Below are 13,232 nucleotides of genomic sequence, written 5' to 3'. Positions count from 1 at the left end.
CCCTAGTAATCCCGCTTGAAAAACAGACCAACACCGGTCTCACCGGTGCTGTCGACGGTGCCGGTAACCGACAGGTTCGGGTTGAGATCGAGGTTGAGCGACAGCTCGCTTTCGCCACGGGTATTGATATTGAAATCCGTGTAGACGCTCTCAGCCGCGTATCCGCCAAGCCCCAATTCACCGGTGCCAAGGTTGTCAAAGCCCACGTCAACATCATCGACACCCGTTTCATTCGCCAGTTTTTCCTCCGCACCCAATCCACGCCCGCTCAACTTGGCCGCAGACGCCGCCAGACGTGCCAGCGCCAGGGGTGAGAGGTCCTGTACATTGTCGCCGAACAACAAAAGCGCTAAGGCTTCCTCGCTGGGGCGATTGGGGTCGGCGCTCACTTCGATTTGGGGCGCGTTTACGGGGCCGGTAATGCTCAACGTTGCGGTGCCCTCGGACGTATTGCTGGAGGCCGAAAAATCCAGGTAAGGCGTCAGGTTGCCAACAAGCGCGATCTGCCCGCTGTCCAGTTCAAGCCGCCGCCCTAAAATGTCAAAACTGCCGCGTATCAGATTGATTTGACCGGCAGGTTCCGGCGCGCTGGCTGTGCCACGCACCCGTAAACTGCCGCCGAGTTCAGATCGCAATCCGCGCCCGCGAGCAAAGATGCGATTGGGGGCGTTCACTTGTATATCCAGCGCAAGATCGCTGGTGCTGCCGCCGCTTTGGCTGTCGATCAGACCTGCGCGGGCGCGGGTTTTGTAAACCGCAGCGGGTTCACCAATATGGCGGATGTCTGGAATAGGGGCGGCATCGATTGCGCCGCCTGCACTGGCGATATTGATATTGGTTTCCGCCACATCAATCTGACCGGTCAGCGCGCCACCTTGAACCAATGGACCGCTGAGTCGCAGATTGCCACCAAGCTCGGTCTTGTAGATCAGATTGTCGGTGAGCACCACATTGCCGAGGGATATCCCGAGATCGCCAACATATGGCGCCGTCATCCCAACGGGCCCCGCAATACGGATCTGCCCGCCATCACGCGGACGCGCCGAGATGTCCAACCGCGCGTGGGCATTGGCGATTTGCACCTGTCCGGTTATGTCTTCGATCTGTTGGGGAATGTCTGGCAGAACCAAGCGGCTGCCTTGGGTGCGGATGGTTCCTGACAACGCCTCTAGCCCCGGTGTACCCCGCAGGGCTAGGTCAAAGCTGGCCGCGCCGCTCAGCAGGTTGGGCGCAATAAACAGATTGGCAACGTCCAGCCGCAGGTTCCCCTTGGCCGTCAGATCCGCCGCCGCGCGTGCTTCGTCCCAACTGCCGGCAATCGCGGCAGTGGTGCCTGCCGGGCCATCGGCATCCAGGTTGACCTGCCATATCCCGCCACGACGTTGGGCCGTGCCCGAGGCGGTGGCGGTTCCGGTCAGTTGCGGCACAAACCGCTCCAACCGCGCAAATCGCGCGGTGAGAGACAGATCGGCGTTGCCCTCCAGATCCGCCGTCCCGTTGAGGGTCAGATCCGAGCTATTGGGGCCTTTCAACGCAAGCTGTGCGTCGAATGCTTGCCCGTCCCGCCCAATCGTCCCCGTGACATTCAACGGCCCCGGCGCCTGGGGCACCAATGGGGCGAGGTCGGCAATTTCGGCTGCGATGTCGAGGGTGCCGTCTTGGCTTGTCAACTCTCCCGACGCGGTGCCGTTCAGACCGGGTGCCGCAAGGGTGAAGGTGTCAATTGTCACACCTGTTTCATCCCGGCTTGCGATCAGGTTCAGCGTGCTGGTGCCTGCGATCATCGGATCCAACTGCGCGACGCCCGTGACCAGGTCATCGGCCTGCGCCGAAAGATTCGCGTGAAACGCACCGCTGAGCGGGGTGTATGTCCCAGAAACCTTGGCCGCGGCAGACCCTTTCAGATCGATACCGGCAAGGGGTGCCAGGCGCGCCAGATCTGCAATCTCAGCCTCGATATCTGGCGAGATTTCCAAACCGTCATCCCAGCTCGCAATCGCGATTTTTCCGGCCACTGCATAGCCGTCTGAACGCAGGCGCAGATTGGAGGCGTCCAGTCTTTCACCATCTGCGATCAATGTGGTTTCAAGCTGCAGCGCCTCGCCAATGGCGGCGGTCAAGTTCGGGTCATCCAATTGCAGTCCCGCCAGCGCGGCACGTGTCTGCGCCTCAAGCAGGAACGGAGCCTGTTGCAACTGCCCATCCAGGGTCAGGGTTGCGGTTTCAACCTGGGCCGATGTCGTCACCAGATCCTGCATATCCGCACGCAGGCGCCAGTAGGGGCCGGTCGATTTTTGGGCTGTCAGTGACAGTGCGGACACCGATGTCTCACCACCCGCCACGGGCAGAATCACGCGGCTTTGCCCGTCGGTTGGGGTGACGTTGGCGCGTAGATTGGCGGTCTCGAGCTGGCCGCCCTTGACCATTGCTGCACCGCTCAGTCGCAGCGCACGGCTGGAAATCGCGAGGGAGTGCAGCGCGATCCCTTGGACGCCATCGGTGTTTTCAAACTGCTCCCCTTTGACTCGTAGTCGCAGGCCGGGGCCAAAGAACGGGCGATAGGTGGCAGGGATCAGCGCGTCGATATCACCATTGAGATCGGCGGAAAATCCCAGGCTCTTCGGGGTTTCAGAGTCACTATCGCTATCAACCGCATCCGCAGCAATCACAACCTCACCGGCGACCTGCGCCAGATCTTGGGCGGTAAAGTCCAGATCTGCATGAAAGTCGGTCAGTGGCCCCGATCCGTTGAGCGTCAGATCTAGCCGAGGCGCATCCTGCAGCGGCAGGAGAGCGCCAATTATACCGCCCGGCGCTTCGCTTGCGACCAACTCGATACTGGCGCTGTCAGATCCTGCGCCGATATCAACCCGCAACCGCAGTGCATCGCCGTCACGATCCAGACGTGCCAGATCCAGCGCCGTGTCTAATGCGCCATCCACAAGGGACAAGCCCCCCGTCAAAGACCAGATACTGTCCTGCCCGACCAGAGGCGCGCCCAACTCGATCCGATCCGCCTTGAGACTGCCGAGCGTGATGGCAATGGGCAGCTCCGGGACCTTTAACGGGGTTGCTTCCGGTGCGGGGATGTTGGGATCCGTCGCACCCGGTTGCGGCGCGCGCAGCACCGCGATCCGTTTGGCCGACAGCTGGTTGATCGACAGGTTTCCGCGCAGCAAGGCGGTGCGGTTCCAGTCCAGTTCAGCGCCCTCAAGCTCCAGCCAGATCCCTTGGTCGTCAGAGATGGTCAGGCGCTCAATCTCAGCCCGCGAGGAAAACGTCCCGCTCAACCCCACAACATTGACTGAACGATTGTCGCCAGACAGGCTGTCTTCAAGAAAGTCGACAACAAAGCCGCCGCTGTCCTCGGTCGAGACTTTTTCCTGTGCCGCAAGCGGGGTGAAACTCGCCAGCGTGAGCGCCGCGATATGAAATGGCTTGATTCTCAAAACGCTTGCCCCACGCCAATATAGAATTGCAACCCGTCCTCGGTGCCGCCGCTGACCGGGAAGGCCAAGTCCAGCCGCAAGGGGCCGATACCTGCGATATCATAGCGCAAACCGATGCCAGCTCCGGCATGCTGATTTGAGCCCGAGGTTGGAAAACTGTCTGCTGAGACAAAGCCCACGTCGTAAAACCCAACAACAGACAGCGCGTCGGTGATTTGGCCGCGCAGTTCTGCTGAGATCGCGACGAACCCGCGCCCAGCCGCGGTGTCATCGCCGATGTCGACGCCAAAGGCCTGATATTCATGCCCACGCACGCTGCCGGCCCCACCGGAGAAAAATCCAAGCGTTGGGGATACATTGGACAGGCTTGGCCCCACGACAGAGCCAACTTGCACACGTCCTGCCAGCACAAGGCGGGAGCCGACCGGGTGATAGATCCGCGCGTCACCTTTTAACTGCACACCGGAATCTGCGCCGCGCAGGCCCAGAAACGGCGTGGCTTCGGCCGCTAGAAAATGCCCGTCTGTTGCATTGACGCTGCTGTTGCGCAGGTCCTGTTCCAGTTTCACGTTCGCCAGAACATAGCGAAAGCGACGTTTGCCAAAGGCGTCGGTCACCAGGTTGGTGGAGCCCCCCACGGCGACCTGTCCTTCGAGCGTATCAGAATAGATCCGCCGCACGCCCACCGCGCCAAGGGCACGCAGCGCTGAGTAGTGCTCCTCGTCCAGGCGCTCCAATTCAAGCAGGTAGAATGTACTGTCATCGGGGCCAAAGGTTGCCGGGCGTTCCAGCCGCACCCCGATGCGCCCGTCGATGTCTGAACTGCCGCCGATCCCCGACAGGCGGGTTTCAAACTGGAACTGCTCAGCCCCGCCAAACAGGTTGCGATGGGTCCAAGTGGTGCTGATCTCTGCGCCATCGGATGTCAGCTCGCCGCCAAAGGTAAACCGCCGTTTGGGCTGGTCGACCACTTCTGCGGTGAAATCAAGCGTCTGGTCTGGGTTGGCGTTTTCTGCTTCGCGCACCACAACCGAGGAAAAGGTCCCGGTTCGGCGCAGGCGTGCGGCGGATTTTGCCACCAGATCAGGGTGGTAGACCTCACCGCTGGGCAGGCCTGCGATCCGTTTGATGGCGGCGTCGCGCACATCGCTTGGCCCTTTAACCGTCAAGTTGCCAAAGCGCAGGCGCTGACCAGGAGCTAAGCGGATATCCGCGTTCAAGCGTTGGCTGCGATGGTCGGCGCTGATGGATTGCCCGGCAACCCGCGCCTTGGCATGACCTTCCTGGCGCCAAGCGGTGACACCCGCCGCAGCTGCATCGCGCAAGATCCCGGTGTTGGCCGCTGCGCCTGTGCGAAAACCGTCGGGGATGGGCGTTTCGGGATCATCTGGCAGTGGGGCGATCGCGACTTGGCCGAGCCTAAAAGCGGGGCCTGCGTCCACTGATACAACGACCGCGTTGACCTGCGCGGGCAGGGATAACGGGTTCAGCGTTGCCGCCTCTCGCCCATCAAGCTTGATCGAGACCACCGGCGAAAAATGCCCTTGATCGTACAAGACCTGCACAAGGCTGCGATAATCGGAAAGGGCAGCTGCAAGGATATCCTGAACGGATCCGCTGTCCGATCCACGCGCGCGCCAAGTCGCGGACGTCGCCTGCAGTCGATCCCGCAGCCCGTCATCCGCGTCGGCTGTGTTGAATTCCGTTGGAACCGCCTGCGCGGGGGCTGAGAACAACAAAGCAACAAGCGTCAGGCATCCAGCTAATCCGCGCGAAAACCGGGACAGATCGCTTCGTGAATTCATGTCGTCTCCGCCTTGCGCCTTGGAGTTCGTCGTGGCCCCAATTGGGACAGACCAGACCTAGCACGGAGTTTGCGCGTGGCGGAACGGGGAAATTGCTTTCCCGTCTTGCAAATTACAGACGGCCCAACCCTTGTAGATCCGCTGCGCGATACCAGGCGCGGATCGCGGCCCGTGCTTCGGCGTCCATATAGGTCAGATTGGCCGGTGGCATGGCCTGCGTGACACCGGCTTGTAAAAAGATCGCGCGTCCGTTTCGCGCCACGTCTTCAGGCGTTTCCAGCAGGATGCCTTTGGGTGCGCGGCCGATCCCATCATAGGACGGCGCGCGCGCATGGCACATGCTGCAATTGGTTGACACGATCTCATGCACATCGGCGAAACCTTGGGTCTGCGCCAGGGTTTGCGCCGCGCCTTTGAGGGCGAACGCCTGATCACCTTCGCGTTCACGGCCGGCCATCGACAAGAGCACCGCCGAGATGAACAACAGGACCGTGACAATCCAGGTCCAGCGCGGATCGCCCGCTTTGGCATGCATCGTGTTGAAGTAATGGCGGATCGTAACCCCCATCAAGAACACCAGCGCCGCGATCAACCAGTTGTACTGGCTGGCAAAGGCCAGCGGGTAGTGGTTGGACAGCATCAGGAAAATCACCGGAAGGGTGAGGTAGTTGTTATGGGTCGAGCGCAGCTTGGCGATCTTGCCGTACTTCGGGTCCGGTTTGTGCCCGGCTTGCAGATCCGCCACCACGATCTTTTGGTTCGGAATGATGATGAAAAAGACGTTGGCGCTCATGATTGTCGCGGTAAAGGCGCCAAGGTGCAGCATCATGGCCCGGCCAGTGAAAACCTGGTTCAACCCCCAGCCCAGCACCACCAGAAACAGAAACAGGATCACCATCAAAAGCGTTGGTCGTTCCGCCAGTGGTGAGGTGCACAACCCGTTGTAAAACAACCATCCACCGCCCAGAACTGCGGCCGACAGAACCACGCCTTCGTAGACGTCTAGATCGGCTTTGGACTGGTCAATCAGGTACAACTCACCTCCTGCCCAATAGACCACCATCAACAGGGCAAACCCCGACAGCCAGGTCGCATAGCTTTCCCATTTGAACCAAGTCAGATGTTCGGGCATGCGAGCAGGGGCCACGAGGTATTTTTGGATGTGGTAAAACCCACCCCCATGCACCTGCCATTCTTCTCCGTCGGCAGGGCCGGGAATGTCACGGTTGAGGCCGAGATCCAGCGCGATGAAGTAAAAAGACGAACCGATCCAAGCAATTGCAGTGATCACATGTGTCCATCTGGCCGCAAAGCTGAGCCACTCCCACCATAGGGTCAGATCCCACATTTATTCCGCTCCTGTCTTTCGTGCTGTTATTTTGCGCAACGCCTGCGCCGCTTGCCTGTGTGAGCCTAGCCAGAGTTGCATTTTTTCGGTATTCCTATGTATTGGCCAAGAGTATCAAAAAAATCGGTAAAATGTCCTACCTCGATAACATACGCACCTTTGTCCGGGTGTATGAGCTTGGCTCTATGTCAGCCGCGGGGCGCGATCTGCGGATTTCGCCTGCGGTGACCTCTGCTCGTATATCCCAATTGGAAGACTATCTGCGCGTGCGCCTGTTTCAACGCACCACCCGCAATCTGACGGCAACCGAACAGGGGCGTGCCTTTTATCCGGGCGCTGTTGCGGTGCTGGAGGCCGTGGAGGACGCCGAAGCGCAGGTCATGCACCTGACAGATACGCCGCGCGGGACCTTGTTTGTGGCAGCTCCATTGGGGATCGGGCGGCGGTTGATTGCGCCTGCGGTTCCGGAGTTTTTGAAAAACTACCCAGAGATTTCGGTGCGACTGCGCCTGTCGGACCGGGCGGTTGATCTGACGACCGAGGGGCTGGATCTGGCATTCTTCCTGGGCCAACCTGCCGATAGCACGTTGAAAATGCGCAAGATTGCGGAATGTCACCGGGTGCTGTGCGCGGCGCCGGATTATGTCGCCAAACATGGGATGCCACAGCAAGGGGATGATTTGCTGGATCAAGGGCACAATTGTCTGAACCTCAGATACCCCGGAGCTAGCGAGTTTCAGTGGCAGCTGGAAACAGGCGAGGGAGCACGCCGTTTTGCAGTGGCAGGGCGCCATGAATGTGATGACGGGGATGTTCTGACGGATTGGGCGGTGGCTGGGGAAGGCATTGCCTTGAAACCGATTTTTGAAGTCGCGCCCCTGCTGTCATCTGGCGCTTTGGTTCCGGTTGCGGTGCAGACGCCGCCTGTTTCGGTGCAGCTCGGTTGTCTTTATGCCCATCGGCGTCACCAGGATCCCAAGACCCGGCTGTTTCTGGAGTTCATGGCCAGTAAAATAGGCGAAGCGGTGCGTCATGCGGAACAGGAAGCCGAACATTCGGTGGGCTCCCGCGCCTGAATACACCGCTAAAGCGGCTGCATTACAGCCTTGGGCATGGCGCCGCTGGCGCGGCGCAGGGGCGTTTAGCTGCCGCGGTAGGTGGAATAGGCATAAGGCGACAGCAGGAGGGGCACATGGTAATGGGCGTCAGCCTCGCTCATGCCAAAGCGGATCGGGATTTGATCCAGAAACATCGGATCCTCGCCCGCCTGACCCGTGGCACGCAGATAATCACCGGCAAAGAATACCAGCTCATACGTGCCAGTTTTGAACGTCTCCTGGGGCAGGATCGGGGTATCCGTGCGCCCATCGGCATTGGTGCGCATCTCGAGCAGCTTGCGATGAGAATTGCCGCTGACTTTATAAAGCGCGATCAGCAAGTCCTGTGCCGGGCAGCCCCGTGCCGTGTCCAGCACATGTGTCGACAGATATCCGCTCATTGCGCGCGCTCCTTGCTTAAGCCTTCAGCAGAACTCTGCCCCAAGGCGCTGCACATAGCAAATTCCCTGCCACCTCAACAGCTTTCGGGAAAATTTGAAAAACCCGGCTGAGTTTCTGGCATAATAATTCAACATCACCCCTAGGAAGAGCAGCAGTGAGTCCGATGACGGCAACAGACATGCCCCCGCGCTACCCTCGTAACATGATCGGCTATGGGGCGACGCCGCCCGATGCCCAGTGGCCGGGCGGTGCAAAAGTCGCGGTGCAATTTGTGCTGAACTATGAGGAAGGTGGCGAGAACAACATCCTGCATGGGGATGCCGCGTCTGAGGCGTTTTTGTCCGACATTCCGGGGGCCGCCCCCTGGCCAGAGCAGCGCCATTGGAACATGGAGTCGATCTACGAATACGGTGCCCGTGCCGGGTTCTGGCGGCTGCATCGCATGTTCACCGGGGCTGGCATCCCGATCACGATTTACGGGGTTGCGACAGCTCTGGCCCGCGCGCCGGAGCAGGTTGCTGCCATGTTGGAGGCGGAGTGGGAAATCGCCTCGCACGGCCTGAAATGGGTCGAGCACAAGGATATGTCGCCCGACGAAGAACGCGCCGCCATTGCCGAGGCGATCCGCCTGCATACCGAGGTCACCGGCACGCGCCCGCGCGGTTGGTACACGGGGCGCTGTAGCGTCAACACCGTGCGTCTGGTCGCCGAAGAAGGTGGGTTTGACTATATCTCGGACACCTATGACGATGATCTGCCCCATTGGATTGAGGTCGACGACCGGGATCAGTTGATCATCCCCTACACGCTGGAAGCCAATGACATGCGCTTTGCCACGGCGCCGGGGTACACAACCGGGGAACAGTTCTTTCAGTATCTCAAAGATGCCTTTGATGTGCTCTATGCCGAAGGGGCAGCGGGCGCGCCCAAAATGATGTCCATCGGGTTTCATTGTCGGTTGATTGGCCGACCGGGAAAAGCGGCAGGGCTGCAGAGGTTTATTGACTATATTCAGGGGTTTGAAGGGGTTTGGTGTCCGCGGCGCATTGATATCGCCGAGCACTGGCACAAGACCCATCCCCCACACCGGTTTGCGCGACCGCATCAGATGGGGCGGGGCGAATTTGTCGCGGCCTACGGTGGCATTTTCGAACATAGCCAATGGGTGGCCGAACGCGCCCAGGATCTTGAGCTTGGCCCCGCGCATGACACGGCCACGGGTTTGCACAATGCGTTGTGCCGCAGCTTTCGACGTGCCACAGAAGCGGAGCGAAAAGCGGTTCTTCTGGCCCACCCCGATCTAGCCGGAAGGCTGGCCGCCGCAAAACGCCTGACCGCTGAAAGCACATCTGAACAGGCCTCAGCCGGGTTGGATGCGTTGACCGATGCGGAACGTGCGATCTTCACACAGCTTAATACGGACTACACCGCCAAATTCGGCTTTCCCTTTATCATCGCCGTGCGCGACCATGACAAAGCGTCCATTCTGGCTACCTTTGCGCGGCGCGTTGAAAACACGCGCGCCGAAGAATTCGCCGAGGCTTGCCGACAGGTAGAGCGCATCGCCTTGTACCGGCTTAAGGAGCTGCTGCCATGAGCGTGTCGCATGTTTTGACAATTGAGCCGATCACGGCAACGGGATTTGCGCCTTATGGCGATCTGCTCGACTTTTCTGGAGAGCCGGACAAGATCATCAACCAGGGGTTCTGTGGCCGCTTCCATGACCGGGCGGATCTGGATTTCACGGATGGTTGCGCGGGCATCAGCCTGTTTCAGGCGGAGCCGCGCGCGCTGCCCTATCGCCTTGAGATGGTGGAGCGTCATCCAGCGGGCAGCCAGGCCTTTATCCCGATGAGCGCGCATGGTTTCTTGGTGATTGTAGCTCCTGACATGGACGGCGCGCCGGGCCATCCGCTGGCGTTTGAGACCCAGCCAGGTCAGGCCATGAATTTTCATCGCGGCACCTGGCACGGGGTGCTGACGCCGCTTCACGCGCCGGGGGTCTTTGCGGTGGTTGATCGGATCGGTGCGGGTGAGAACCTCGAAGAATATTGGTTTGAACAGCCGTTTGAAGTGCAGCGCCCCTAAGGTGCTGAGATCGTTTTTGTAAGAAGGGACAGCCCGGCAAGAGGCTGCCCTTTGTTTTGTATAACAGAGAGGTACAGTCCTAATGTCAGACAGCACGCTCGGCGCCGCAGAGGATCTGCGCGACCCGAATTACATGCCCCCGCTTGGGCAGGCCATCCCGTTGGGGATCCAACATGTCCTGGCGATGTTTGTGTCCAATGTGACACCTGCGATCATCATTGCAGGCGCCGCCGGGTTTGGGTTCGGCTCGAACTCACCAGATTTTCCAGAGCTTTTGTACATGATCCAGATGTCGATGCTGTTTGCCGGTATCGCCACGCTGCTTCAGACCTTGACCGTGGGACCGGTCGGGGCGGCATTGCCGATCGTGCAGGGGACCAGTTTTGCGTTTCTGCCGATTATGATCCCGCTGGTTGCTGGCAAAGGCGTTGATGCGTTGGCCGCCCTGTATGGTGGTGTGGTGATTGGCGGCTTGTTTCACGCGGTGCTGGGTCTGGTGATTGGCAAGATCCGCTTTGCCTTGCCGCCGTTGGTGACTGGTCTGGTGGTGACCATGATTGGTCTATCGCTGGTCAAGGTCGGCATCCAATATGCAGCGGGCGGCGTTCCGGCGATGAACCAGCCTGAATATGGTTCGCTGTTGAATTGGTCTGCGGCGGGGGTTGTGATCTTTGTGACCTTGGGTCTGAAGTTTTACACCAAGGGCATGTTGTCGGTGGCTGCTGTCCTGGTCGGGCTGATTGCCGGATATGTCTATGCGCTGATGGTCGGCATGATCACGTTTGAAGCGATTGGTACCAGCTGGTCGCGCGCTGCGAGCTTTGCGCTGCCGGTGCCGTTTAAGTACGGGTTCGAGCTGTCTTTTGCAGCGGTGCTTGGCTTTTGTTTGATGGCTTTTGTCTCGGCGGTTGAGACGGTTGGCGACGTCAGCGGAATCACCAAAGGCGGAGCCGGGCGCGAAGCAACCGACAAGGAAATCGAAGGCGCGACCTATGCGGATGGGTTTGGCTCGGCTTTGGCCGGGTTGTTTGGCGGGTTGCCGAATACATCCTTTAGCCAGAACGTCGGTCTGATCGCGATGACCGGTGTGATGAGCCGCCATGTGGTGACCATTGGTGCCTTGTTCCTGATCCTGTGCGGGCTTGTGCCAAAAGTGGGCGCGTTGATCCGCACGTTCCCCATCGAAGTGTTGGGCGGCGGCGTCATTGTGATGTTTGGCATGGTTGCGGCCGCGGGTGTTTCCATGCTGTCCGAGGTGGCTTGGAGCCGCCGCAATATGGTGATTTTTGCCATTGCCCTATCGGTGGGCCTCGGTCTGCAATTGGAGCCAAACGCAGTGCAATACCTGTCCGGGTCCGTGCGTATTCTGATGACCAGCGGCCTGCTGCCTGCTGCAGTGATTGCGATTGTTTTGAATCTGGTCTTGCCAGAGGAATTCTAATCGCTTTTGGCGGGCGTGGTGCTCTCGCCCGTCGGGAACAATGAGATATTGCTCCCTCCCGTTGTGCCAAGCGCCGCGCGATGCGCGGCGTGCGCGTGTGGAGGCGTTGCGTTATCCAGCCATGCGACGGGCGACGTCGATCATGCGGGCGGAAAACCCCCATTCATTATCGTACCAGCCAAAAACCCGCAGTTGGCGGTCGTCGACCATCCGCGTCTCTGGCCCTGCAATCACCAGAGATTCAGGCCGGGCGCGCAGATCTGCGGACACCAGCGGCAGATCGGTCCATCCCAAGACTGGCGAGGCCGCAACGCGCGCTTTCAAGTCCCGCGCAATGGCATCAACCGTCCTCGGCTGTTTGAGCTGTACCACCAGATCCACCGCAGAGACCGAAGCCGTGGGCACCCGCACCGCAGCGCCGGATATGCGCCCTTTGAGGTGGGGGAGAACCTCTTCGATCATATGGGTGGCGGAGGTGGTTGTGGGCACCATCGACAGTGCGCCCGCACGGGAGCGCGCAAAATCGCCGCGCGGCGCATCCACCATGGGCTGCGAATTTGTATAACAGTGGATGGTTGTCATATGGGCGCGTTCGATGCCCGCGATCTCATCCACCAGGCGGGCCAGCGGAGCCAGCCCATTTGTGGTACAGGATGCGTTGGACACGACCTGCGCCGCGCCAAGGTCACCATCATTTGCGCCCAATACACAGGTGAATTCCGCCGCAGGAGAAGGGCCGGAAATCAAAACCTTGGCAGCCCCGGCGGTCAAGCCGCGCCGCGCCACATCAGAGGAGCGCGCAATACCGGTGCATTCCAGAACAACATCCACACCGCGCAGATCCAGTTCCGTCAGATTAGCAGCCTGGCTGAGCGGGATGCGCTTCTCCATCACCTGCAGCGCGCCGTCTTCCAAAGTGACCTCATGCGGAAAGGGGCCAAAGGTGCTGTCGTATTGGAAGAGATAGGCGCAGATCTCTGGCGTTGCGATGTCGTTGATCATCACCACCTCGACCCCGTCACCGCGCGCGGTTGTCAGCAGTTGGCGCAAAATGGCCCGACCGATGCGGCCAAACCCGTTGATCGCGATTTTCATGGGTGCTCTCCTTGACCCAGGGCGCGCAGGCACGCAGCCTCCTGCACATTTTGATCATATCAATGCAGCGCGTCTATTCGGAGAGCAAGAACACAATTGTATCCACGACAATGGCGATGTGCGGCCTACCTCGGGCAGATCAGCGTGGAGTGATAGTCGCCATTATCTGTGCGATACATCGTATCGTAGTTCGCCGTACAACCCGTTGCGCCGCGATAGGCACGCATGGCCTGGCGCACGGTCAACAGCGATGGTGCGCGCGATGGCAGCAATTCGACGTTTTGGCGACGTGCTACATGTTCGCCGGGCACCCGATGAGAGGCCCAGATCAGCCAGTCTCGCCCCAGAATGTTGACTTGTTTGAGCTCACCGCGTGGCTCTTCTGCCTGAGCCATGGTTGCACAGCCTAACATCAAGGCCGCAGCAATATAGGTAACGCGCATCTTCTCTCTCCCCCTTGTCCGAATGTCTCGGTCTTAAATTTGAGTGTAGTGCAAAATGGAATAA

Annotated in this window: 10 protein-coding genes; 4 read left to right on the top strand and 6 right to left on the bottom strand. The window is 59.8% G+C overall.

The window, feature by feature from the left end; all coding sequences use genetic code 11:
* Nucleotides 1-2: 2 nt before the first annotated feature.
* The 3 genes from KMP13_RS08560 to KMP13_RS08550 form a co-directional block, all read right to left on the bottom strand.
* Nucleotides 3-3,449 (bottom strand): translocation/assembly module TamB domain-containing protein, encoded by a 3,447-nt coding sequence (locus KMP13_RS08560; protein WP_251363743.1) that lies wholly within the window; start codon nucleotides 3,447-3,449, stop codon nucleotides 3-5.
* Nucleotides 3,446-5,254: an autotransporter assembly complex protein TamA gene (locus KMP13_RS08555; RefSeq protein ID WP_215265441.1), complete on the bottom strand. Its 1,809-nt coding sequence runs from the start codon at nucleotides 5,252-5,254 to the stop codon at nucleotides 3,446-3,448. The genes KMP13_RS08560 and KMP13_RS08555 overlap by 4 nt, the downstream gene beginning before the upstream one ends.
* A gap of 112 nt (nucleotides 5,255-5,366) precedes the next feature.
* Complete coding sequence (locus KMP13_RS08550) at nucleotides 5,367-6,602, bottom strand: urate hydroxylase PuuD (RefSeq protein WP_215265440.1); 1,236 nt, start codon at nucleotides 6,600-6,602, stop codon at nucleotides 5,367-5,369.
* Nucleotides 6,603-6,733: 131 nt separating this feature from the next.
* On the opposite strand from KMP13_RS08550, the gene KMP13_RS08545 reads away from it, so the two are divergent.
* Nucleotides 6,734-7,678 (top strand): LysR family transcriptional regulator, encoded by a 945-nt coding sequence (locus tag KMP13_RS08545; RefSeq protein ID WP_215265439.1) that lies wholly within the window; start codon nucleotides 6,734-6,736, stop codon nucleotides 7,676-7,678.
* A 65-nt stretch (nucleotides 7,679-7,743) separates the two neighbouring features.
* On the opposite strand, the gene uraH is transcribed toward KMP13_RS08545, so the two are convergent.
* Entirely contained in the window at nucleotides 7,744-8,100 is a 357-nt protein-coding gene (gene uraH / locus KMP13_RS08540; protein ID WP_215265438.1) for a hydroxyisourate hydrolase, read from the bottom strand.
* A gap of 164 nt (nucleotides 8,101-8,264) precedes the next feature.
* Here uraH and puuE point away from each other — a divergent pair, with 164 nt between their 5' ends.
* The 3 genes from puuE (at nucleotide 8,265) to KMP13_RS08525 (ending at nucleotide 11,630) form a co-directional block, all read left to right on the top strand.
* Nucleotides 8,265-9,698, top strand: a complete 1,434-nt coding sequence (gene puuE, locus KMP13_RS08535) for an allantoinase PuuE (protein WP_215265437.1) — start codon at nucleotides 8,265-8,267, stop codon at nucleotides 9,696-9,698.
* Complete coding sequence (locus tag KMP13_RS08530) at nucleotides 9,695-10,189, top strand: ureidoglycolate lyase (RefSeq protein ID WP_215265436.1); 495 nt, start codon at nucleotides 9,695-9,697, stop codon at nucleotides 10,187-10,189. Before puuE ends, KMP13_RS08530 begins: the two co-directional genes overlap by 4 nt.
* Nucleotides 10,190-10,271: 82 nt before the next feature.
* Nucleotides 10,272-11,630 (top strand): uracil-xanthine permease family protein, encoded by a 1,359-nt coding sequence (locus tag KMP13_RS08525; protein ID WP_215265435.1) that lies wholly within the window; start codon nucleotides 10,272-10,274, stop codon nucleotides 11,628-11,630.
* A 111-nt stretch (nucleotides 11,631-11,741) separates the two neighbouring features.
* Here KMP13_RS08525 and KMP13_RS08520 read toward each other — a convergent pair whose 3' ends face one another.
* Together KMP13_RS08520 and KMP13_RS08515 are read right to left on the bottom strand one after the other, a co-directional pair.
* Nucleotides 11,742-12,725 (bottom strand): type I glyceraldehyde-3-phosphate dehydrogenase, encoded by a 984-nt coding sequence (locus KMP13_RS08520; protein ID WP_215265434.1) that lies wholly within the window; start codon nucleotides 12,723-12,725, stop codon nucleotides 11,742-11,744.
* A 125-nt stretch (nucleotides 12,726-12,850) separates the two neighbouring features.
* Nucleotides 12,851-13,168: a hypothetical protein gene (locus KMP13_RS08515; protein ID WP_215265433.1), complete on the bottom strand. Its 318-nt coding sequence runs from the start codon at nucleotides 13,166-13,168 to the stop codon at nucleotides 12,851-12,853.
* Nucleotides 13,169-13,232: the final 64 nt, after the last annotated feature.

The sequence above is a fragment of the Epibacterium ulvae genome (genome assembly GCF_018678075.1).
Lineage (GTDB): Bacteria > Pseudomonadota > Alphaproteobacteria > Rhodobacterales > Rhodobacteraceae > Epibacterium > Epibacterium ulvae_A.
The sequence above is the reverse complement of the archived record's forward strand: the minus strand, read 5'-3'. Positions and strand labels throughout refer to the sequence as shown.

Bases quoted from the DNA above. Each gene is read 5' to 3' on its own strand.
- KMP13_RS08555 (WP_215265441.1), bottom strand. From the start codon at position 5,254: ATGAATTCACGAAGCGATCTGTCCCGGTTTTCGCGCGGATTAGCTGGA.
- KMP13_RS08550 (WP_215265440.1), bottom strand. From the start codon at position 6,602: ATGTGGGATCTGACCCTATGGTGGGAGTGGCTCAGCTTTGCGGCCAGA.
- KMP13_RS08545 (WP_215265439.1), top strand. From the start codon at position 6,734: ATGTCCTACCTCGATAACATACGCACCTTTGTCCGGGTGTATGAGCTT.
- uraH (WP_215265438.1), bottom strand. From the start codon at position 8,100: ATGAGCGGATATCTGTCGACACATGTGCTGGACACGGCACGGGGCTGC.
- puuE (WP_215265437.1), top strand. From the start codon at position 8,265: ATGACGGCAACAGACATGCCCCCGCGCTACCCTCGTAACATGATCGGC.
- KMP13_RS08530 (WP_215265436.1), top strand. From the start codon at position 9,695: ATGAGCGTGTCGCATGTTTTGACAATTGAGCCGATCACGGCAACGGGA.
- KMP13_RS08525 (WP_215265435.1), top strand. From the start codon at position 10,272: ATGTCAGACAGCACGCTCGGCGCCGCAGAGGATCTGCGCGACCCGAAT.
- KMP13_RS08520 (WP_215265434.1), bottom strand. From the start codon at position 12,725: ATGAAAATCGCGATCAACGGGTTTGGCCGCATCGGTCGGGCCATTTTG.
- KMP13_RS08515 (WP_215265433.1), bottom strand. From the start codon at position 13,168: ATGCGCGTTACCTATATTGCTGCGGCCTTGATGTTAGGCTGTGCAACC.